The organism is Ruegeria sp. BHSC276, assembly GCF_059612945.1.
Map to the genome: position 1 here is coordinate 147,492 of NZ_JBXWRP010000001.1, position 21,624 is coordinate 169,115.

The 21,624-nt window shown below is 63.2% G+C and carries 17 protein-coding genes and 2 tRNA genes; 6 read left to right on the forward strand and 13 right to left on the reverse strand.

Features of this window, described 5'->3' with window-relative positions:
• Positions 1-120: 120 nt before the first annotated feature.
• On the forward strand, positions 121-1,302 hold the full coding sequence (locus AC2FMD_RS00720; RefSeq protein ID WP_496794547.1) for a BaiN/RdsA family NAD(P)/FAD-dependent oxidoreductase: 1,182 nt from the start codon (positions 121-123) through the stop codon (positions 1,300-1,302).
• On the opposite strand, the gene AC2FMD_RS00725 is transcribed toward AC2FMD_RS00720, so the two are convergent.
• From AC2FMD_RS00725 to AC2FMD_RS00770, 10 genes are all read right to left on the reverse strand, one after another.
• Positions 1,299-1,673, reverse strand: coding sequence for a glycine zipper family protein (locus AC2FMD_RS00725; RefSeq protein ID WP_496678832.1), 375 nt, complete (start codon positions 1,671-1,673; stop codon positions 1,299-1,301). The genes AC2FMD_RS00720 and AC2FMD_RS00725 overlap by 4 nt on opposite strands.
• 110 nt (positions 1,674-1,783) lie before the next feature.
• Positions 1,784-3,178 (reverse strand): UDP-N-acetylmuramoyl-L-alanine--D-glutamate ligase, encoded by a 1,395-nt coding sequence (gene murD / locus AC2FMD_RS00730; RefSeq protein WP_496794548.1) that lies wholly within the window; start codon positions 3,176-3,178, stop codon positions 1,784-1,786.
• A gap of 150 nt (positions 3,179-3,328) precedes the next feature.
• A complete protein-coding gene (gene mraY, locus AC2FMD_RS00735; protein WP_496678829.1) occupies positions 3,329-4,411 on the reverse strand; it encodes a phospho-N-acetylmuramoyl-pentapeptide-transferase in 1,083 nt (360 codons plus the stop codon).
• 34 nt (positions 4,412-4,445) lie between these two features.
• A complete protein-coding gene (locus AC2FMD_RS00740; RefSeq protein WP_496740966.1) occupies positions 4,446-5,840 on the reverse strand; it encodes a UDP-N-acetylmuramoyl-tripeptide--D-alanyl-D-alanine ligase in 1,395 nt (464 codons plus the stop codon).
• The gene (locus AC2FMD_RS00745; RefSeq protein WP_496740968.1) at positions 5,837-7,318 is read right to left on the reverse strand and encodes a UDP-N-acetylmuramoyl-L-alanyl-D-glutamate--2,6-diaminopimelate ligase; all 1,482 of its coding nucleotides are present in this window, start codon (positions 7,316-7,318) and stop codon (positions 5,837-5,839) included. The genes AC2FMD_RS00740 and AC2FMD_RS00745 overlap by 4 nt, the downstream gene beginning before the upstream one ends.
• 21 nt (positions 7,319-7,339) lie before the next feature.
• The gene (locus AC2FMD_RS00750; protein ID WP_496740970.1) at positions 7,340-9,127 is read right to left on the reverse strand and encodes a peptidoglycan D,D-transpeptidase FtsI family protein; all 1,788 of its coding nucleotides are present in this window, start codon (positions 9,125-9,127) and stop codon (positions 7,340-7,342) included.
• Positions 9,124-9,492, reverse strand: a complete 369-nt coding sequence (gene ftsL / locus AC2FMD_RS00755; protein WP_496678822.1) for a cell division protein FtsL — start codon at positions 9,490-9,492, stop codon at positions 9,124-9,126. The genes AC2FMD_RS00750 and ftsL overlap by 4 nt, the downstream gene beginning before the upstream one ends.
• Entirely contained in the window at positions 9,489-10,484 is a 996-nt protein-coding gene (gene rsmH, locus AC2FMD_RS00760) for a 16S rRNA (cytosine(1402)-N(4))-methyltransferase RsmH (RefSeq protein WP_496678950.1), read from the reverse strand. The genes ftsL and rsmH overlap by 4 nt, the downstream gene beginning before the upstream one ends.
• A 4-nt stretch (positions 10,485-10,488) precedes the next feature.
• Positions 10,489-10,992 carry a division/cell wall cluster transcriptional repressor MraZ gene (gene mraZ / locus AC2FMD_RS00765; RefSeq protein WP_005977420.1) on the reverse strand — a complete coding sequence of 168 codons (504 nt, stop codon included), beginning with the start codon at positions 10,990-10,992 and terminating at the stop codon, positions 10,489-10,491.
• A 348-nt stretch (positions 10,993-11,340) separates the two neighbouring features.
• A complete protein-coding gene (locus AC2FMD_RS00770; protein WP_496740972.1) occupies positions 11,341-11,745 on the reverse strand; it encodes a hypothetical protein in 405 nt (134 codons plus the stop codon).
• Positions 11,746-11,904: 159 nt separating this feature from the next.
• Here AC2FMD_RS00770 and AC2FMD_RS00775 point away from each other — a divergent pair, with 159 nt between their 5' ends.
• Positions 11,905-12,129, forward strand: coding sequence for a DUF1127 domain-containing protein (locus tag AC2FMD_RS00775; protein WP_496685980.1), 225 nt, complete (start codon positions 11,905-11,907; stop codon positions 12,127-12,129).
• 94 nt (positions 12,130-12,223) lie between these two features.
• Here AC2FMD_RS00775 and AC2FMD_RS00780 read toward each other — a convergent pair whose 3' ends face one another.
• Together AC2FMD_RS00780 and AC2FMD_RS00785 are read right to left on the reverse strand one after the other, a co-directional pair.
• A complete protein-coding gene (locus tag AC2FMD_RS00780; protein WP_496794549.1) occupies positions 12,224-12,589 on the reverse strand; it encodes a hypothetical protein in 366 nt (121 codons plus the stop codon).
• Between the two features lie 54 nt (positions 12,590-12,643).
• The gene (locus AC2FMD_RS00785) at positions 12,644-15,046 is read right to left on the reverse strand and encodes an ATP-dependent helicase (RefSeq protein WP_496794550.1); all 2,403 of its coding nucleotides are present in this window, start codon (positions 15,044-15,046) and stop codon (positions 12,644-12,646) included.
• Between the two features lie 161 nt (positions 15,047-15,207).
• On the opposite strand from AC2FMD_RS00785, the gene AC2FMD_RS00790 reads away from it, so the two are divergent.
• Both AC2FMD_RS00790 and AC2FMD_RS00795 read left to right on the forward strand, forming a co-directional pair.
• Entirely contained in the window at positions 15,208-16,368 is a 1,161-nt protein-coding gene (locus AC2FMD_RS00790; RefSeq protein WP_496740978.1) for an alpha-hydroxy acid oxidase, read from the forward strand.
• Between the two features lie 120 nt (positions 16,369-16,488).
• Positions 16,489-19,926: a pyruvate carboxylase gene (locus AC2FMD_RS00795; RefSeq protein ID WP_496685972.1), complete on the forward strand. Its 3,438-nt coding sequence runs from the start codon at positions 16,489-16,491 to the stop codon at positions 19,924-19,926.
• 59 nt (positions 19,927-19,985) lie between these two features.
• Here the strand turns inward: AC2FMD_RS00795 and AC2FMD_RS00800 are convergent, their stop codons facing one another.
• Positions 19,986-20,966 carry a hypothetical protein gene (locus AC2FMD_RS00800; RefSeq protein WP_496794551.1) on the reverse strand — a complete coding sequence of 327 codons (981 nt, stop codon included), beginning with the start codon at positions 20,964-20,966 and terminating at the stop codon, positions 19,986-19,988.
• Between the two features lie 413 nt (positions 20,967-21,379).
• On the opposite strand from AC2FMD_RS00800, the gene AC2FMD_RS00805 reads away from it, so the two are divergent.
• A tRNA-Gly gene (locus tag AC2FMD_RS00805) sits at positions 21,380-21,454 on the forward strand.
• A 34-nt stretch (positions 21,455-21,488) separates the two neighbouring features.
• Positions 21,489-21,563 (forward strand) — tRNA-Gly (locus AC2FMD_RS00810).
• The last annotated feature ends 61 nt before the right edge of the window (positions 21,564-21,624 follow it).

The window sequence follows — 21,624 nt, forward strand, 5'->3', positions numbered from 1 at the left end:
CCACTATCTGCCTCGTTACCGTCCCGTTTTCGGGATCTGTTCAAGAGTCTACAGGGAAAATGCACCTCAGGCCAGCCTCTTCCTCTTGTCATTGGCGTCAATCCGCGCCAAGGGCAGGGGATGCGATTAGACACGGTCATACTGGGCGCAGGAGCCGCCGGCATGATGTGCGCCGCCCATTGCGGCGGTCGTGTTCTGGTGATCGACCACGCCAAGGCGCCGGGGGAAAAGATCCGCATCTCGGGCGGTGGGCGGTGCAACTTTACCAACCTCCACGCCGGGCCGCAGAACTTTCTGTCGCAGAACCCGCATTTCTGCAAATCGGCCCTGGCACGATACACCCAGTGGGACTTCATCGACCTCGTAGGCCGCCACGGCATCGCCTGGCATGAAAAGACGCTGGGGCAGCTGTTCTGCGACGGCTCATCGAAGCAGATCATCGCCATGCTGCTGGCCGAGATGGACCGCGCGGGCGCCGAGCTGTGGTTGCATACGTCGCTGCGCGATCTGCGAAAGGCCGAAACCGGATTTTCCCTATCGGTCGAGCGCGAGGGCGCGCGGCACGACCTGAGATGTGCCAACCTGGTGGTGGCCACAGGGGGCAAATCCATCCCCAAGATGGGTGCGACTGGGCTGGCCTATGACATTGCTGCACAGTTCGGCCTGCGCGTGACAGAAACCCGCGCGGCCTTGGTGCCGTTCACCTTTCCGGATGGGCGGTTCAAGGACCTGTCCGGTGTTTCCGTCCCCGCGCGACTGTCGAATACTCGCGCAAGTTTCGACGAGGCGCTGCTGTTCACCCATCGCGGCCTGAGCGGGCCAGCGGTGCTGCAACTCTCCTCGTACTGGCGCGAGGGCGAGGCGATCCGGGTCAACCTGATCCCGGACCTGCCCCTGTTCGACTTGCTGCGCGAACGGCGACAAAGCGCCGGCCGGAAGGCCCTGACCACGGAACTCGCGCGCCACCTGCCCGCCCGCCTGGTCGAGTATCTGAGCGCCCAGATCCCGATGCCCGGCAACCTGGCCGATCAATCGGATGCGGCACTGCAGGCACTGACCGATGCGCTGTCCGACTGGGTGCTGACCCCCTCGGGCACCGAGGGGTACCGCACCGCCGAGGTCACCTTGGGCGGCATCGACACGGATGGCCTGTCGTCCAAAACGATGGAGGCCAGGGATGTCCCCGGCCTCTTTGCGATTGGCGAAGCGGTGGATGTCACCGGATGGCTAGGCGGATACAATTTTCAGTGGGCGTGGTCCTCGGGCCACGCCGCCGGAAAAGCAATCGCCGCTCGCGTTTAGCCTACGACGTTGTAGCCGCGGCCGCGCATACAGTTGCGCACGATGACTTCCTGCTTTTGCGTGTTCGAGATGGCGCTGGCGCCCGCGCCCACCAATGCACCGGCCACGGCCGCACGGCCCAGATCGCTGGCGCTGTCGTCGATGATGGCCTTGGTGCCGGCCACCCCGGCCGCACCGACCGCGGCACTGCGCGCGGTATTGGCGTCGACGGTGCCCTGCTGGCGCGCAAGGGCCTGACACTGGGCCAGGTCAGCGTTGTAGTTGGGGCTGACCGGACCATCGACGATAGGCTGGTAGTTCGCGCCGACATCGGCGCAGGCCGCCACAGTCAGAAGCGCGGGCAGGATCAGGGAAAGCTTACGGTTCGGCATCGTTTTGACCTCGTGTCTGTTTCGCCTGACGCAAATCTGGATTTTTGAGGCGCGTCAAGCCGATGGCGGTTCACCTTGGCGCAATCGGCGGTTCATTGCAAATGTCGGGATCACAACCGCTGTTTCACCTGCGCCACGAAATCATCGCCGCGCTGTTCAAAATTGTCGTACTGGTCGAAACTGGCCGCCGCGGGGGCTAGCAGTACAGTTTCACCCGGCGCGGCGTCGCACATGGCCTGCTCCACCGCCTCGGCCATGGTGGTGCAGACGCGGGTTTCGACCGACAACTGCATGGCGAACGCGGCCGCCTCGCGCCCGATCACATAGGCGCACAGAACCTCGTCGGTCGCGTCGTTCAGCGCGGCAATGCCGCCCTCTTTCTCAAGCCCGCCGCAGATCCAGCGGATCTTCTTGAACGCGCCCAGCGCCTTGACCGCGCTGTCGACATTGGTGGCCTTGGAATCGTTTACGAAGGTCACGCCATTCGCCTCGCCGATGATCTGGCTGCGGTGCGGCAGACCCGGATAGCTGTGCAGCGCGTCCTCGATCATCTTGGGCGCCAGCCCCAGCGCGCGGCAGGCGGCATAGGCCGAACACGCATTTTGATGGTTGTGGGTGCCGGGCAGGCCCTTGATGCCGCGCAGGTCGATCGAAGCGGCCTGCCGCCCTTTGCGATATTCCGACAGGAACCCCTTGCGGGCAAAAACCTGCCAGCCCGGGCCTGCCAATTTGCGCGCCACCGAGACGCGGATCACCCGGTCGTCGCCCGGCCCTTCGGCAAGTTGCCCTGCCAAAAACGCGCCTTCGATCTCGTCCACGCCGATCACGGCGCGGTCGGGACCGCCTTCGGAGAACAGGCGGCGTTTGGCGGCGAAATAGCCGCCCATGCCCCCGTGCCGGTCCAGATGGTCGGGCGAGAGATTGGTGAACACCGCCACGTCGGGCGTCAGCGCACGCGCCAGCTCGGTCTGATAGCTGGAAAGCTCCAGCACCACCACAGATCCATCGCCGCAGGGCTCGATATCCAGCACCCCGCGCCCGATATTGCCCGCCAGTTGCGCCTCGCGCCCCGACTGGGTCAGGATGTGGTGGATCAGCGCGGCCGTGGTCGATTTCCCGTTCGAACCGGTGACGGCGACCACACGCGGCGGCACATCGAACTTGTCCCATTCGGCACCGCCCAACGAGCGGAAGAACAGACCAATGTCATTGTCGACCGGTACGCCAGCCTGCAGTGCGGCGGCAACAACTGGGTTGGGTTCGGGATAAAGATGGGGAATGCCGGGCGAAATGATCAAGGTGGCGATCGCGTCAAAGGCGCCCTGCCGTCGCAGGTCCTGACACATGAACCCCTCGGCCTCGGCCTTTTCGCGCGCGGCAGGGTTGTCATCCCAGCACACCGGCTCGGCCCCACCAGCCCGCAATGCGTGCGCCGTGGCCAGGCCCGACCGCCCCAGCCCCAGAACCGCAACCTTATGTCCTGAAAACCCTTTGACCGGGATCATGCCGCGCACCTTCTTCCATCTGCCAATGCGCCGCCACCCTGTACCGAAGAATTGATCCTTGGCAAGGGCGGCATCAGGCTCGCGCCCTTGGCGCGAGCCGGGCCCAACGGGTACAGGCGGGCCGCAGGCCTGCTGCGCCCGGCGGGAGCCTTACCGTACTTTCAGCGTCGCCAGACCGATCATCGCCAAGATCAGCGAGATGATCCAGAATCGGATCACGATGGTCGGTTCGGCCCAGCCTTTTTTCTCATAGTGGTGATGGATCGGCGCCATCAGGAACACCCGCCGCCCGGTGCGTTTGTAATACAGCACCTGGATGATCACGCTCAGCGCCTCGACCACGAACAGGCCGCCGACGATGGCCAGAACCAGCTCGTGCTTGGTGGCGACCGCGATGGCGCCCAGTGCGCCGCCCAAGGCCAGCGATCCGGTATCCCCCATGAACACCGCGGCGGGCGGCGCGTTGTACCACAGAAACCCAAGCCCGCCGCCAAACAGCGCGGCGGTGAAGATCAGTATCTCACCCGTGCCAGGGACGTAGTGTACATCCAGATATTCGGTAAAGTCGACGCGTCCGACCGCATAGGCGATCACACCCAAAGTCGAGGCCGCGATCATCGCGGGCATGATGGCCAGCCCGTCCAGCCCGTCGGTCAGGTTAACGGCATTCGCCGCCCCCACGATCACCACGATCGAGAACGGAATGTAGAAGATACCCAGATTGATCAGCGTGTCCTTGAAGATCGGCACGGCCAACTGGTTCTGCAGCATCTCCGGGTGGTGCAGAGTCGCCCACAGCGCGGCCAGCGCGGCGATGATGATGCCCAAAGCAAGGCGCATCCTGCCGGAAACGCCCTTGGTATTCTGCTTGGACACCTTGGCATAGTCGTCCGCGAATCCGATGGCCGCATAGGCCAGCGTGACGAACAGAACCATCCAGACATAGGGGTTGTCCCAACGCGCCCACAACAGGGTCGACGTCACCAGTGCCCCCACGATCAGCAGCCCGCCCATCGTGGGTGTGCCGGCCTTGGAGAAATGCCCTTCGGGGCCATCATCGCGGATCGGCTGGCCCTTGCCCTGTTTCCGGCGCAGGACGTTGATCAACGGCTTGCCGAACAGAAAGCCAAAGATCAGTGCCGTCAGAAAGGCGCCGCCTGCGCGGAACGTGATATAGCGGAAGAGGTTGAAAAAATCCCCTCCATCCGACAGGGCGGTCAACCAATACAGCATCCAAAAGCCTTTCTCACACGGCGGTCATGGGTGGTCATGCGTCAAGCGCGCCCACTTGCCCCATTTTCCGCAGTCCGTCAACAATCCTTGCCAGCGCCATGCTGAGCGAGCCCTTCGCCAGAACCGCATCGCCCGCCTGAACCAGACCCGGTAGATGCCGGGCCATTTCGGCGCTGGTTTCGAACCACAGGCCACGCTTGCCCTCGGGCAAGGCCTCGTGCAGCGCCTGCATCAGCGGCCCGATGCAATGCACCTTGTCGATCCGTACCATAGCAGGCACATCCGCCAGCCCTGCGTGCATGGCGCGCTCTTGTGATCCCAGCTCCTTCATGTCGCCCAGAAAGGCGATGCGCCTTGCACCCTGCGCCGCCGCCAGTACATCCAGCGCCGCCGCCATCGAGGTCGGATTGGCATTGTAACTGTCATCCAGCAGTTCGATCTGCCCGCCATCCGGCAATGTCACCATCTCGCGCACGCCCCGCCCTGTAACCGGCGCCCATTTGGCCAGGCCGGCAATGGCCGCGTCCAGATCGACACCTAGCGCGACACAGGCGGCAAGCGCGCCCAGGCCGTTCATGGCAAAATGCGTCCCCGCCGATTGCACGTCGAAGGAAATAGGTCGGCCGAAGGCCTCGGCGGTCACGTGGATGTCTGTGGGCGACTGGGTCACGTCAATCAAACGGTAATCCGACGCGGTGCGGCCGAAATCCACGATCACAGCGCCATGTCGGGCGGCGCAGGTGCGTAGGATGTCGGTATGATCCAGGTCGGCGTTTACGATTGCGGCGCCGCCGGCCTCCAATCCTTCGAAGATGGCGGCCTTTTCGTGGGCTATGCCGGCAACCGACTCAAACGCCTCGAGGTGAACCGCGGCGACCGTGGTGACCAGCGCCACATGCGGGCGGGCCTGCCGCGCGAGGGGTGCAATTTCGCCGGGGTGGTTCATGCCGATCTCGATCACCGCATATTCGGTGTCGCGCGGCATCCGGGCCAGAGTCAGCGGTACACCCCAATGGTTGTTGTAGCTAGCGACGCTGGCATGGGTGCGGCCCTGATCCGACAGGATGGTCGCCAGCATCTCCTTGGTCGAGGTCTTGCCGACACTGCCCGTCACCCCGACCACGCGGGCCTTGCACCGGTCACGGGCGGCGCGGCCCAGCGCCTCGAGCGCGGTCTGTACGTCATTGACGATCAACAGTGGCGCATCGTGGGCCACACCATCGGGCACCCGCGAGACCAGCGCGGCGGCGGCCCCCTTTTCCAGCGCCTGCGCCACGAAATCATGCCCGTCGCGCGCAGCTTTCAACGCCACGAACAGGTCGCCCGGTTGCAGCGTGCGCGTATCGATGGACACGCCGCGCGCCTGCCAATCGGTCGTGGCCCGTCCGCCCGTCGCGGCGGCGGCCTCGGATGCGGTCCAGAGTGTCATGCGACCCTCCCGTCCAGTGCGGCCACGGCGATGCTGGCCTGTTCCACGTCATCGAACGGCAGAACCTGGTCACCCACGATCTGCCCGGTCTCGTGCCCCTTGCCCGCGATCAGCAGCGCATCGCCCGGTTGCAATGCATCTATGCCGTGCAGGATGGCTTCGGCCCGGTCGGCAACCTCGGTCGCGTCGGGGGCCCCGGCCATCACCGCGGCGCGGATGGCGGCGGGGTCTTCCGAGCGCGGGTTGTCGTCGGTGACAAAGACGATATCGGCGTTCTCGGCCGCGGCGCGGCCCATCAGCGGGCGCTTGGTCGCATCCCGGTCGCCGCCCGCGCCGACGATGGCGATCAACCGGCCCATCACATGCGGGCGCAGCGCCTGCAAGGCGGTGATCACAGCGTCGGGCGTGTGTGCGTAATCGACGAACACCGCCGCGCCGCTGCTGCGGGTCGCCGCCAACTGCATCCGCCCTCGCACCGTGGTCAGATGCGGCAGGGTGTCGAAGACATGTTCAGCCTCGTCTCCGCTGGCGATGACCAATCCGCAGGCCAGCAGAACGTTTTCCGCCTGAAACCCGCCGATCAGGTTCAGCCGGGTCTGGAAGGTCTTGCCGCGCCAGGCAAAGCGCAAATCCTGCCCGGTGGCGTCAAACCGTTGATTCAAAAGGCAAAGGTCGACATCCCCGCTGCCCACGGTCAGAACTGTCTGACCGCGTGCTTGCGCGATATCACGGATCGCGCCCCCTTTCGGGTCATCCATGTTGATGACCGCCGTTCCGTCCTGCGGCAGAACCCGGTCGAACAGGCCGGCCTTGGCGGCGAAATACGCCTCGAACGTCGCGTGATAGTCCAGGTGATCCTGGGTGAAATTCGAAAACCCCGCCGCCGTCAAATGCACGCCGTCCAGCCGGCGCTGGTCCAGCCCATGCGACGAGGCCTCCATCGCGGCGTGGGTCACGCCCGCCTCGGCGGCCTCGGCCAGACAGCGATGCAGGGTGATGGGTTCGGGCGTGGTATGGGCTAGCGGTGCCGTCCAGGCGCCTTCGACCCCTGTAGTGCCGAGATTGACGGCCACATGGCCCAGCTCGGTCCAGATCTGTCGCACGAAGGTCGAAATCGAGGTCTTGCCGTTGGTGCCGGTGACCGCCACCATGGTGCGCGGCTGCGCCCCGAACCACAATGCGGCGCTATATGCCAGCGTCTGGCGCGGGTCCTGCACCACCACTAGGGCGGCGTCCGAGGCGCCCAGTTCATCAGCGGCGATCCGCGCGCCCTCGGCATCGGTTAGGATGGCGGCAGCCCCCATACGCAGGGCATATTGGATGAATTCGCCCCCATGCACGCGCGTCCCCGGCAGCGCCGCGAACAGAAAGCCGTCCTTGACCTGACGGCTGTCCACGGCCAGCCCGGTAATCTCCGGGTCGGCACCGCCGCGCGCGGTCAGGGCCAGCTGGCTGAGTTTCTTTGACCTTGCGCCCATGACCCACCTCTGTCGGACTGCCTAATTCGAGGTCAGCGTTATAGCAGCGCGATCCTCAGGCTCAAGCCGCGGACGCAAGCCCAGCAGCGGCGCGATGCGGCCGATCAGCTCGGCCGCCACGGGCACCGCCGTCCAGCCTGCCGTGCGGCGCTTTTCGCCGTAGGCCAGGATCGACGGTTCATCCAGCGCAACGATCAGTACATATTTCGGATCATAGGCCGGAAAGACCGAGGCGAAGGTAGCGATCACCTTGTCATCATAGTAACCGCCGCGCGGCTTGGGCTTGTCGGCGGTTCCGGTTTTCCCGGCCACGGCATAACCCGGCACGTCACCAAAGCTGGCGGTTCCGTCCGTTACCACCCTGCGCAGCATCATCAGCGATTGCTGTGCGGCATTTTCCGACATCACGCGCGGCCCGTATTGCGGCCCATTGCGGCGCAGGATCGTGGGGCTGACATAATGCCCGCCATTGGCGATGGCGGCATAGCCCGCCGCCAGATGCATCGCGCTGGTCGACAGGCCGTGTCCGTAGGAAATGGTGACGGTGCTCAGTTCACCCCATTTCTTGGGCTTGAGCGGTACACCGCCCTTGGCCTCGACGATCTCGAACGGCGTGGGGTCGAACATGCCCAGCGCGTCCAGGAACTGTTGCTGGCGCTCGGCACCGATCTGCAGCGCCAACCGCCCCGTGCCGCGGTTCGAACTGTGCACGATCACATCGGCGACGCTGATCTTGCCGTAATTCTTGCCGTTGAATTCGCCGATCGGGAAACGCCCGATTTTCATCGGACCGGAGGTGTCGATGATCGTGTCGGCATTGACCAGACCCAGATCGACCGCTTGCGCGGCAGTGAAGATCTTGAAAACCGAGCCCAGCTCGTAAACACCCTGCACATAGCGGTTGAACAGCGGGCTGTCCGAAGGATCGAACCCCGAGGTCGGCGGGCGCGGACGGTCGTTCGGGTCGAACGATGGCAGCGACGCAGCAGCGATCACTTCGCCGGTATGGGCGTTCATCAGCACCGCCGAGGCGCCCTTGGCGTTCATGATCTTCATGCCGCCGTCCAGAACTTGTTCCACCGCCGCCTGAACGGTCAGGTCCAGTGACAGCTGTAGCGGTTTGTTGCCGTTGGCCGGGTCGCGCAGATAGTCATCGAACTGTTTTTCCACCCCGGCCACACCGATCACCTCGGCAGCCGAGACGCCTTCGCGCCCAAAGCCCGACCCGCCCAGGATATGCGCGGCCAGCCGGCCGTTGGGATAGAGCCGCATCTCGCGCGGGCCGAACAGGATCCCCGGATCGCCGATGTCATGAACTGCCTGCTTTTGTTCCGGTGAGATGCGTTTCTTGATCCAAAGGAATTTGCGCTTGCCGGTGAAGTCCTTGATCAGGCGCTCCTTGTCCAGATCGGGGAAAATCGCAGCCAGCTTTTCCGCGGCGCCGATCGGGTCGATCATCAGCGGCGGCTGGGCATAGACCGAATAGGTATCCAGATTGGTGGCCAGAATCCGCCCGTGCCGGTCGACGATATTGGCCCGCTGCATGGCGATCGAGGCGCCGGGGGCGCTGGCGACGGGTTCCTGCGCCTCGGACGTGGCCAAAACGCCCATGCGGAACCCCACGACACCGAAGGCCAGAAAGAAGAACACGCCCAGAACCAACAACCGCCCCTCGGCGCGGGCGCGGGCGCGGTCTTTCATCTCTTCATGGCGGCGGCGGATGTTCTCGCGCTCGATCACCTTGGGGTTTTCACCGCGGGCGCGGGCCTCAAGGATGCGGGCAAGCGGGCGGAGGGGTGTGCGTGTCATGGGATTTGCACCTCGCCCAGGGCCTGAGTGTCGGTGATCGCCTGCAATTCGACCGGGTCGGCGATGGGCAGGTCGGGATCCTCGGCGTAGGCGATCTGGTCAGCGCGTCCGAATTGCTCGGCGCGCAGCGGCAGCAGGCCCAGACGCTCGAAATTCAAGTCGGCCAATTCACGCAGGCGGTCGGGGCGATTCAGATAGGCCCATTCGGCCTGCAATATTGCCAGTCGCGCCTGCGCCGCGCCGATCTGGCGCTGCAAGGACTGGGTTTCCTTCAATACTTGCTGGGTGCGGTAGTTTTCCTGATAGGCCCACAGGGCCAACCCGAAAACGCCCAAGGCAGTCAACGCAAACAGAATACTCTTCATCTTGCCTTTCCCCCGATTATGGGCATGCCGATGGCGCGGGCATCAATTTCCCCCGCCGGAGCATCGGTACGAACAGCAACCCGCAACTTGGCCGAGCGTGCGCGCGGGTTGTCCTGCAACTCCTGCGCATCGGGGCCGATGGCCTTGCGGGTCTTCAACGTGAATTGCGGCTGATCCTGCCGGATCTCGGGCGCATAGCGGTTGGCACGGCCGGTCTTGCCCGCGCGCGATTGAAAAAAACGTTTGACCATGCGGTCCTCGACCGAATGGAAGGTAACAACGGCGAGTTGCCCGCCCGGCTTTAACGCGCGCTCGGCGGCCATCAGGCCCTGAAACAGTTCCTCGTATTCGGCATTCACCGCAATGCGCAGCGCCTGGAATGACCGCGTGGCCGGGTGGGACTGCCCGGGTTTGGCGCGCGGCAGACAGGATTCGACGATCTCGGCCAGACGCAGGGTGGTGGTGATGGGTGCCTCGGCACGGGCTTTGACGATGGCGCGCGCGATGCGACGGCTGGCGCGCTCTTCGCCATAGTGGAACAGGATGTCGGCCAGTTGCGCCTCGGTGGCGGTGTTGACCAGATCGGCTGCGCTTTCGCCCTCCTGACTCATGCGCATGTCCAGCGGGCCGTCCTTCATGAAGGAAAAGCCACGCTCGGCCTGGTCCAGCTGCATGGACGAGACGCCGAGATCCAGCACCACGCCGTCAAGGTCGCTGGCATATTCATCCATTCGAGAGAAAACACCCGGCTGCATCACCAGCCGGTCGCCATATTCCGCTGCCCAATCCGCCGCCATTTCAAACGCCAAGGGGTCCCGATCGACACCGATCACCTTGTCGGCGCCGGCCTCAAGCAGCCCTCGCGTGTATCCGCCCGCACCAAAGGTACCATCCAGCCAAGTGCCCGAAACCGGCTGGACCGCGTCCAGCAAGGGGCGCAGCAGAACGGGAATATGGGGCTTGTCGCTGGGAGTGTGATCCGCGCCGGCCATGCCGTCACGCACCTTCGATGCCATCAAGGAACTGCATCGGATCGAAATCCTCGGGCAGTTCGTCCAGCCATTCTTCGGTAGCGGCCAGTTCCTCGGCCTCGTAAGTCTCGGGCTTCCAGATCTGGAACGTGTCGCCCGCGGCGATGAAGAACGCCTCGCCCTCAAGCCCGATCTTGTTGCGCAGCTTGGCCGGCAGGACAAGGCGTCCGGTTTCATCGACTGTGGTCGGGAAGGACTGTCCGTGGAACAGGCGCTGCAACATCTTTCGCTGCATCGAACCGCGCGGCAGCGCGTCGATCTTGGCATCGACCTCGTCGATCGCCTCCATCGTATAGCATTCAAGGTATTTACGGCGATGGTCGCCATAGACGATCACCAGTTCGGGATTGCCGCCGGGCTGCCAGTTGGGGTCCGAGGCCTCGAGCACGCGGCGAAATGAGGCCGGGATCGACACCCTGCCCTTCGCATCCACCTTGTGGTGGCTTTCACCTCTGAACCTGCGCGCCAAGACGACTGTCCCTTTCGCTTGCGCCCCACCAAAAATCGCGCCCCCGGATGAAAAACGGCGGGTTGATCTGCTGCCACTGATCAACCCGCCGCATTGACCCGCTTTGCGGGATGTCCAGCTGCGCGCGCCACCTGGGGGGATGTCTGCTCGCCCGCGCGCCGGATCTGTTGAGTGATGAAAGCGAGATGCCTGTATGAAACCTGTTTGTTATTTGGTTCGGGGTCGTTTGGCGCCCCATGTGCCTCGTCCTCATCGGATGAATAAGGGATGCCATGGGAATTCATGGAAATCAATGAGAAATTTTCCCCGAATCCAAATCCACACTGGAATACCAGTCATTCCGCCAATCTACAAACAGCTCATTTGCACCTGTATTTGTAGAAATTTTTTAGACGAACACAATATATAGACCATTTCTTCACTAAAAACTTTTTCCCATGAATTCCCAACTTTTTTCAGATGCTCATCACCAAAACCGGATTTTTTAGCGAAATCTCCCTGATCGACCCGAATCACTGCACCTCTCAGCCCGGCAGACCAAGCCGTTTTCCAGGTCGATCCCACGAAATCCCGCATCTCCCGTTTGATCCCATGCACACCCATTGATGTGACCTGCCCGAGTTCAAGGCATCTCAAGAACGCTGAAATCTCAACTTTTCGCGCGTAAATTTTTGGCAAAACTGACAAGGCGGCTTTTGCCCCACGTCGTGACACACACAGGTCATCTGCGGAAAACCCATATTTTATTGGCATCTTTGGGCTGCAGTGAGGATTCTCCCGTCAATCTATGCATTTGCTGCATAGCGGCATTGAGGGCGCTCGGTATTGTGCACCCGCAGCATTCGCTTATTTTCGGTTTCAAGAAAACGCCGTGGACACGCGGCAGTCACTCAAACGGATTAGGTAACGAACATGGCAGTCGCATCCACCAACAGCGCAGTCAAAAGCGCCTCGGCATTTCGCTTCGCGTCGCTGATCGAAGCTGCAAAAACCCGTTTCGCACGGTACCGCCTGTACCGCCAGACTCTGAACGAACTGTCCGAGCTGTCGGATCGCGAACTGGCCGACTTGGGCCTGCACCGCTCGATGATCCGTCGCCTGGCCATGCAGGCCGCCGAGGAACAGTACGCGCGCTGAGCGCAACGAAATACCGAGATCAGGTCCACTTCTCCTCCCATAGGACCTGTATTTAAGCGGCAGCATCTCTCCTCCTCCCTGGTGCTGCCGCACCCTATACCGGCCCCAACCTGCCGGAAGCCGATACATCGGGGCTCTCCTCCTCCCTGCCCTGATGTTGAAAGCGCGCGGCGGCGTCCTCCTCCTCCCTGACGTCGCCGCGCACTTCGAGATACCGGGCAAGACCCGGGAACGGATGCATCGGGTTCTCCTCCTCCCTTCCCGATGTGAAAAGAGCGCGGTGGCACCCCTCCTCCTCCCTGGTGTCACCGCGCGCTTCAGATACCGGGCAAAACCCGGGTTCGGATGCATCAGGGCTCTCCTCCTCCCTGCTCTGATGTTGCCAAGAACGGCGGTTCCCCTCCTCCTCCCTGGGAACCGCCGTTTTTTCATTCGGGTATGAAAAAGGCGCCACGGGCATGCCCGGGCGCAAAACAACAAATCTAGCATGTGCCGGCAGGCACACTCCGCTGGATCAGAACGGCACGTCGTCCTTGGCGGTCAGGAAGCGGGCGACCACCTTCTTTGTCCCCGCCTTGTCAAACGCGACCTCGACCTTGTCACCCTCGATGGCGATCACCTCGCCATACCCGAATTTCTGGTGAAACACCCGCTCGCCCAGCGTGAAGCTGGCGACGGCGGTCGCGTCGATCACGGTGTTGCGGGACTCGCGCGGCTGCGACATGCCGTATTGGCCCTGCCGCGCCTGCATCCGTTTCCAGCCGGGCGAGTTGTAGACGTTGGCCTGCGCCGCGCGGCTCTCGATACCTGCCGACATCTGGCCGCCGCCATAGAGGCCCGGAGGCGTCAGAACCTCGACATGATCCTCGGGCAACTCGTCGATGAAGCGCGAGGGCATCGCGTTCTGCCATTGCCCGAACACGCGCCGGTTGGCGGCGAAGGAAATGGTGCAGACCTCTTCGGCGCGGGTGATGCCGACGTAGGCCAGCCGCCGTTCTTCCTCGAGCCCCTTGAGACCGGTTTCGTCCATCGACCGTTGCGAGGGGAACAGCCCGTCCTCCCACCCCGGCAGGAACACGGCCGGAAACTCCAACCCCTTGGCGGCATGCAGGGTCATGATCGAGACCTTGGGCCCACCGCTGTCCTGTTCGTTGTCCATTACCAGGCTGACATGCTCCAGGAATCCTTGCAGGTTCTCGAAATTGTCCAGCTGGTTGACCAGTTCCTTGAGGTTTTCCAGCCGGCCCGGCGCCTCGGGTGTCTTGTCGTTCTGCCAGTGCGCGGTATAGCCGGATTCGTCCAGCACGATCTGCGCCAGTTCGATATGCGACACCTCGGGCGGGCCGTAGCGAACAGGTGCAGTGCCGTCGTCGATGACCGCATCATCCTCGATCTCGATCCGCGGGCCGCGGGTCATCGCGTTCCAGCGCGCCAGCCCGTCGACCAGTTCGCGCAGGGCCGCGGCGCCCTTGCCCTTGATCAGCCATTGTTCAACCGCGATCCGCGCGCCCTGAACCAGTGACACGCCATGATCCCGCGCGGTGCGCTGGATCGTCTGCTGCGCCTTGTCGCCCAGGCCGCGCTTGGGGGTGTTCACGATCCGCTCGAAGGCCAGATCGTCCTCGGGGGAAACCACCAGCCGGAAATAGGCCATGGCATCCCGGATCTCCATTCGTTCATAGAATCGCGGGCCGCCGATCACCTTGTAGGGCAGGCCGATGGTCAGGAATCGGTCCTCGAAGGCGCGCATCTGGTGGCTGGCGCGCACGAGGATAGCGATTTCGTCCAAGTTCATCGGCCGCACGCCGCGGGTGCCCCCCTGCATGGCGTCGATCTCTTCGCCGATCCAGCGGGCTTCTTCCTCGCCATCCCAATGGCCGATGAGGCGGACCTTTTCGCCCTCGGGCTTGTCGGTCCACAACTCTTTGCCCAAGCGGTTTTCATTGCCGCGAATGACGTTCGAGGCGGCAGCCAGAATGTGCGGGGTCGAGCGGTAGTTCTGTTCCAGCCGCACAACATGGGCGCCGGGAAAGTCCTTTTCGAACCGCAGGATGTTGCCCACCTCGGCCCCGCGCCAGCCATAGATCGACTGGTCGTCGTCGCCCACGCAGCAGATGTTCTTGTGCCCGCCCGCCAGCAGCCGCAGCCACAGGTATTGGGCGATGTTGGTGTCCTGGTATTCGTCCACGAGGATGTAGCGAAACCAGCGCTGGTATTGCTCCAGCACGTCCGCGTGGGTCTGGAAGATGGTGACCATGTGCAACAGCAGGTCGCCAAAATCCACTGCGTTTAGCTCACGCAGGCGGGTCTGGTATTGGGCATAAAGCTCGACGCCCTTGTTGTTGTAGGCCCCGGCATCGGCGGTGGGGACCTTGTCGGGCGTCAGGGCACGGTTCTTCCAGTCGTCGATGATGCCGGCCAGCATCCGCGCGGGCCAGCGCTTGTCGTCGATGTTCGCCGCCTGCACCAGCTGCTTGAGCAGGCGCAGCTGATCGTCGGTATCCAGAATGGTGAAGTTCGACTTCAGCCCCGCCAGTTCCGCATGGCGGCGCAGCAGCTTGACACAGATCGAGTGGAAGGTGCCCAGCCACGGCATTCCCTCGGCGGGCTGGCCCAGCAGGCGGCCGACCCGTTCCTTCATCTCGCGCGCGGCCTTGTTGGTGAAGGTCACGGCCAGAATCTCGTTCGGGCGGGCCCGCCCGGTGTTCAGCAGATGTGCGATGCGGGTGGTTAGGGCCTTGGTCTTGCCGGTTCCCGCCCCGGCCAGCATCAGGATTGGGCCATCCAATAGCTCGACCGCCTCGCGCTGGGCCGGGTTCAATTCATTCAAGTAGTCCGCCTCGGGCCGAAGCGCGGCCATGGCGCGGGCCGACAGCGAAGCGCCTTCGAAGGCGTCATTTTCATCGAAACTGCTCATGCGCCCAAACTAAGCCGGAAGCGCGTCGAGGGAAAGGGTTTGTTCACGGCTTGTTCGCACGATCTTTCAGATTTTCCACCCGATGGCTGCATTGCTGCGGGGCTTGGGGTGCATCTGTCTGAAACCCTTGCCGAATCGGGCCTCAGGTCGGATCAATCGACATGGACCTGCACAGCACCTATCCGGGAATCGAGGATCTGAAACGCCGCGCACGCCGTCGGCTGCCGCGCTTTGTCTGGGACTATGTCGACAGCGGCACCGGGGCTGAGACCGCGCTCAGACGCAACCGGGCGGCGCTGGACCGGGTCGGGTTTCTGCCCGCGATCCTGAAAGGCCCGCTGGAATTCGACACCGGCACCCGCTTTTCGGGGCGCGACTACCCCCTGCCCTTCGGCATGGCTCCGATCGGGATGTGCGGGCTGGTCTGGCCTGGGGCCGAAGCGCTGATGGCCCGCGCCGCCGCGCAGGCGGGCATTCCCTATGTTCTGTCCACTGTCGCCAGCCAAAGCCCCGAGGACATGGCCCCGCATATCGGCCCAGACGCCTGGTTCCAATTGTACCCGCCCAAGGACCCCGAGATTCGTACCGACCTGCTGAACCGCGCCCGGTCCGCCGGGTTCGGCACTCTTGTGCTGACGGTCGATGTGCCCGTGGCCTCGCGCCGGGAACGGCAGACCCGCTCGGGCCTGACCCATCCGCCGCGCCTGACGCCGCGCCTGCTGGCGCAGATCGCCGCCCGCCCGGCTTGGGCCTGGGGCATGGCGCGTCACGGCAAGCCCCGGATGCGCACGCTGGACAAATATATCGACGGCACCGCCAACCTGCCGCCCACGGCGCATATCGGATACCTGCTCAGGACCTCTCCGGGCATGGATTACGTCAAGTGGTTGCGCGACCACTGGCAGGGGCCGCTCATCATAAAGGGCGTGCTGCGCCCCGATGATGCCGAGCGGCTGAAGAAGGCCGGGATCGACGCTCTGTGGGTGTCGAATCACGGTGGCCGCCAGTTCGATGGCGCGCCGGCCAGCATCGACATGCTGCCCGCAATCCGCGCTGCGACCGATCTGCCGCTGATCTTCGACAGCGGCGTTTCGGGCGGGCTGGATATTCTGCGGGCGCGCGCCTTGGGCGCCGACCTGGTCATGCTGGGGCGGGCTTTCCTCTATGGCGTTGCAGCATTGGGCGCGCGCGGCCCGGCCCATGTCATCGACATTCTGCGGCAGGATATGCTTGCAAATATGGGACAATTGGGCGCCGCAACGCTAAAAGATCTGCCGGATGTTACCGCAAACATTGATGCCGCGATGCAGCACGTGCCATAAAACGCCGCAATAGGCGGCGTTTGCGAGCGATAACATGCCGGTTCTACCCAGAACTACAGATATATCTGCGTGCAAACTCGGTCTATTAACACGGCCAAATGCAAAAGACCGGGACTTGCCATGACTGACTTCAAGAAAATCCTGATCGCCAACAGGGGTGAGATTGCCATTCGCGTAATGCGCGCCGCGAACGAGATGGGCAAACGCACCGTTGCCGTCTATGCCGAGGAGGACAAGCTGGGCCTGCACCGGTTCAAGGCGGACGAGGCGTATCGCATCGGCGAGGGTCTGGGCCCGGTCGCGGCCTATCTGTCGATCGACGAGATCATCCGCGTCGCCAAGGAAAGCGGCGCTGACGCCATCCACCCGGGCTATGGCCTGCTGTCGGAAAACCCCGATTTCGTGGATGCCTGCGTGCAAAACGGCATCACCTTCATTGGCCCCAAAGCTGAAACCATGCGCGCCCTGGGCGACAAGGCCAGCGCCCGCAAGGTAGCGATTGCCGCCGGCGTGCCGGTGATCCCGGCCACCGAGGTTCTGGGCGACGACATGGACGCGATCCGCAAGGAAGCGGCCGAGATCGGCTATCCGCTGATGCTCAAGGCGTCGTGGGGCGGCGGCGGCCGCGGGATGCGCCCGATCTATTCCGAAGACGAGTTGGAGGAGAAGGTTCTGGAAGGCCGCCGCGAGGCCGAGGCCGCGTTCGGCAATGGTGAGGGCTATCTGGAAAAGATGATCACTCGCGCCCGCCATGTCGAGGTGCAGATCCTGGGCGACAAGCACGGGCAGATCTATCACCTGTATGAACGCGACTGCTCGGTCCAGCGCCGCAACCAGAAGGTCGTGGAACGCGCCCCTGCCCCGTATCTGACCGAAGAACAACGCGTCGAGCTGTGCGACCTGGGCCGCCGCATCTGCGCGCATGTGAACTATGAATGCGCCGGTACGGTCGAATTCCTGATGGATATGGAGACCGGCAAGTTCTACTTCATCGAGGTGAACCCCCGCGTCCAGGTCGAACACACCGTGACCGAAGAGGTCACCGGCATCGACATCGTGCAGGCGCAGATCCTGATCGCCGAGGGCAAGACCTTGGCCGAGGCCACCGGCAAGGCCAGCCAGGACGAGATTCGCCTCAACGGCCACGCGCTGCAGACCCGTGTGACCACCGAGGATCCGCTCAACAACTTCATCCCCGACTATGGACGCATCACGGCCTATCGCTCGGCCACGGGCATGGGCATCCGGCTGGATGGCGGCACGGCCTATGCCGGCGGGGTGATCACGCGGTATTACGACTCGCTGCTAACCAAGGTCACCGCCTGGGCGCCCACGCCCGAAAAGGCGATCGCCCGCATGGACCGCGCCCTGCGCGAGTTCCGCGTGCGCGGTGTTTCCACCAATATCGCCTTCGTCGAGAACCTGCTGAAGCATCCGACCTTCCTGTCGAACGAATACACCACCAAGTTCATCGACGAGACGCCCGAGCTGTTCCAGTTCAAGAAGCGCCGCGACCGGGGCACCAAGGTTCTGACCTATATCGCCGACATCACGGTCAACGGGCATCCCGAGACCAAGGATCGCCCGCGCCCGCGTGCCGACCTGAAAGAACCGAAGCCCCCCGCGCCCAAGGCCGAACCGCTGATGGGCACACGCAACCTGCTGGAACAGAAAGGCCCGCAGGCCGTGGCCGACTGGATGAAGGCCCAGCGCCAGTTGCTGATCACCGACACCACCATGCGCGACGGGCACCAGTCGCTTCTGGCCACCCGCATGCGCTCGATCGACATGATCCGCGTGGCACCCAGCTATGCCGCGAACCTGCCGCAGCTGTTCTCTGTCGAATGCTGGGGCGGGGCAACGTTCGACGTGGCTTATCGCTTTTTGCAGGAATGCCCGTGGCAGCGCCTGCGCGACCTTCGCGAGGCCATGCCCAACCTGATGACCCAGATGCTGCTGCGCGGCGCCAATGGGGTGGGCTATACCAATTATCCCGACAACGTGGTGCAGGAGTTCGTGCGCCAGGCCGCCAAGAATATCGACGTGTTCCGCGTGTTCGACTCTCTGAACTGGGTCGAGAACATGCGCGTGGCGATGGACGCGGTGATCGAGAACGGCAAGATCTGCGAAGGCACCGTCTGCTATACCGGCGATATACTTGATCCGAACCGCGCCAAGTATGACCTGAAATACTATGTCGGCATGGCCAAGGAACTGCGCGATGCCGGTGCCCATGTTCTGGGCCTTAAAGACATGGCCGGTCTCTTGAAACCCGCCGCCGCGCGGGTTCTGATCCGCGCACTGAAAGAAGAGGTCGGCCTGCCGATCCATTTCCACACCCACGACACCGCCGGCATCGCCAGCGCCACTATCCTGGCGGCCAGCGAGGCGGGCGTGGACGTGGTGGACTGCGCGATGGACAGCTTCTCAGGCAATACCAGCCAGGCGACGCTGGGCACCGTGGTCGAGGCCCTGCGCCACACCGACCGCGACACCGGGCTGGACATCAAGGCGATCCGCGAGATCAGCGATTATTTCGAGGCGGTGCGCGGCCAATACGCGGCCTTCGAATCCGGACTGCAGGCCCCCGCCTCCGAGGTCTATCTGCACGAGATGCCGGGCGGCCAGTTCACCAACCTCAAGGCGCAGGCGCGCTCGATGGGGCTGGAGGAACGCTGGCACGAGGTGGCGCAGATGTATGCGGACGTGAACCAGATGTTCGGCGACATCGTCAAGGTGACGCCGTCCTCGAAAGTGGTGGGCGATATGGCACTGATGATGGTCAGCCAGGGCCTGACCCGAGAGCAGGTCGAAGACCCCGATGTCGATGTCGCCTTCCCCGACTCGGTCATCGACATGATGCGCGGGAACCTGGGCCAGCCGCCGGGCGGCTTCCCGGAGAAGATCGTCAAGAAGGTGTTGAAGGGTGAAAAACCCAATACCGAACGCCCCGGCAAACATCTGCCGCCGATCGATCTGGAGGCCACCCGCGCCGAGCTATCGAAACTGCTGGAGGGCAAGGAGGTCGATGACGAGGACCTGAACGGATACCTCATGTATCCCAAGGTGTTCCTGGACTACATGGGCCGTCACCGGATCTATGGCCCGGTGCGCACCCTGCCGACCAAGACATTCTTCTACGGCATGGAGCCGGGCGAGGAGATCTCGGCCGAGATCGACCCCGGCAAGACGCTGGAAATCCGGTGCCAGGCGATCAGCGAGACCGACGAAAAGGGTGAGGTGAAGGTGTTCTTCGAACTGAACGGTCAGCCCCGCGTGATCCGGGTGCCCAACCGGATGGTCCAGGCCTCGACCATTCAGCGGCCCAAGGCCGAGCCGGGCAACGCCAACCATGTCGGCGCACCAATGCCGGGCGTGGTGTCGACCGTGGCCGTGACCGCAGGCCAGGAAGTCAAGGAAGGCGACCTTCTGCTGACCATCGAGGCGATGAAAATGGAAACCGGCATCCATGCCGAGCGCGACGCCACCGTGAAGGCGGTGCATGTCCAGCCCGGCGGCCAGATCGACGCCAAGGACCTGCTGATCGAACTGGAGTGACCAGTATCGTCACAAAAAAGGCGCGCCCCACGGCGCGCCTTTTTTTCGTTTCTACCCGTTCAGCCGTCGCTGGTTTCCGCGGCGGGCTGTTGCGGCAACTGGTCCGGCGTGTCGTCGATCGAAACCTCGTCGTCCTGCTCGATCGGCGCCGGCAGGCCCAACAGGTCGTGCAGTTCATGCAACGCCGGATCCGACAGGTCGCGGCCGCCGGTCAGCGTGTCCAGCGCCTCTCGCGGATCATCAGCCTCGGCCAGCGCGTCTTCGGCCTCGGTCACGGCCTGTTCGGCCTCGGCCACGGCGGCTTCATACTTTTCCTGCGCGGTGATGCCTTCGGCGGCTTCTTCCTCGGTCGGCGCGAACTGGTCTTCGATCTCGGAGTCGGTCAAGCCTTGCAGGTCGGCCAATTCCCGTTCGCGCTGTTCAAGATCCTCGGCCGCGCCAGAGAAACCGAGTATGCTCTGCTGATAGCTGTAAAGCTTGCCCGGCATGCTGTTCGGGGCCGCGTTCATCAAAGCCGTCTGGCTGGCATGAGCAGCATTCAATCCCTTGAGTTCGGACGCGATCTTGCCGTGTTTGCTGGGTTTGACATAGGGTTCTTCCACCACCGTAGTCACGGGCGCGACTCTTGCCTTCCGGACCGGTGTCTCGGCCTTCTTTTTCCCTTTGAACAGGTTGTCCAGTTTCGCCACGAACCCGTTCTGCCCGGTGCTGCGGTTATTCGATTTGGCTGACTTGCGCTCGGTTTTGGGCTTGGACAGCCCCAATCCGGACAAGAAACCTTTGCCCTGACCCGATTTGCCTTTGCTTGCGTTGCTGCGCCCGGAATTGCCGCTCTTGGCGCTTCCGCGGTCGCCGGCCTTGTCGGCTCCTTTGCCCTTGCCGCCATCGTTGCCGCCGCCTTTGCCCCCACCGTTGCCGTTGCCATTTCCGTTCTTGGCAATCGCAATGTCAGGCGTGGCCACAACCGCAACGAAGCCGACCGCCCCGGCCAGCAATATCGATGTCGCCACGACCCGCGAAATTGAAGAAATCCTGTGCATCACTAACTCCTTCCGAGCTATCCGGGACGAACGCATCACGACACGGATTGCAGACAAATAGAGATTAACGAATACACTAAATTTAGAAAGTGGCAAAAGTCTGACGACGAAACCCTGTCAGCCGTTGGACGCCAGTGTCCGGACTTGCATCACAACCATTGACTCCCTGTGCTCTTGGCGGTGTTTGTCCGGCTGACCGGCCATCAACGCCAGCAGGATTGCGCCTGCCAAGGCCACAAGCTTCAAATTCTCGACCCTGCCCCTCATTTCGCCTCCACTATCGTCTCAGCCGGGTGTTTCAGGTTTTGAACGGCCGCGCGGCGCTGTTCCGTCGGAAAATTTTTTCGGTTTTCGTGCGTTTTTCCTCTTGCAGCTTTCCGCCAGAATTTATAGTTCACGCCTCACTCGACGGCGCGGGCGTAGCTCAGGGGTAGAGCATTACCTTGCCAAGGTAAGGGTCGTGAGTTCGAATCTCATCGCCCGCTCCAACGAGGACCGAAAGGTCATACAAGATATCTGTTTGCGGGCGTAGCTCAGGGGTAGAGCATTACCTTGCCAAGGTAAGGGTCGTGAGTTCGAATCTCATCGCCCGCTCCAGATGTCAGCTTTTTCCGAACACAAAGTCGGGTCCGACCCAGCCGCATATCGGCCGGATCGG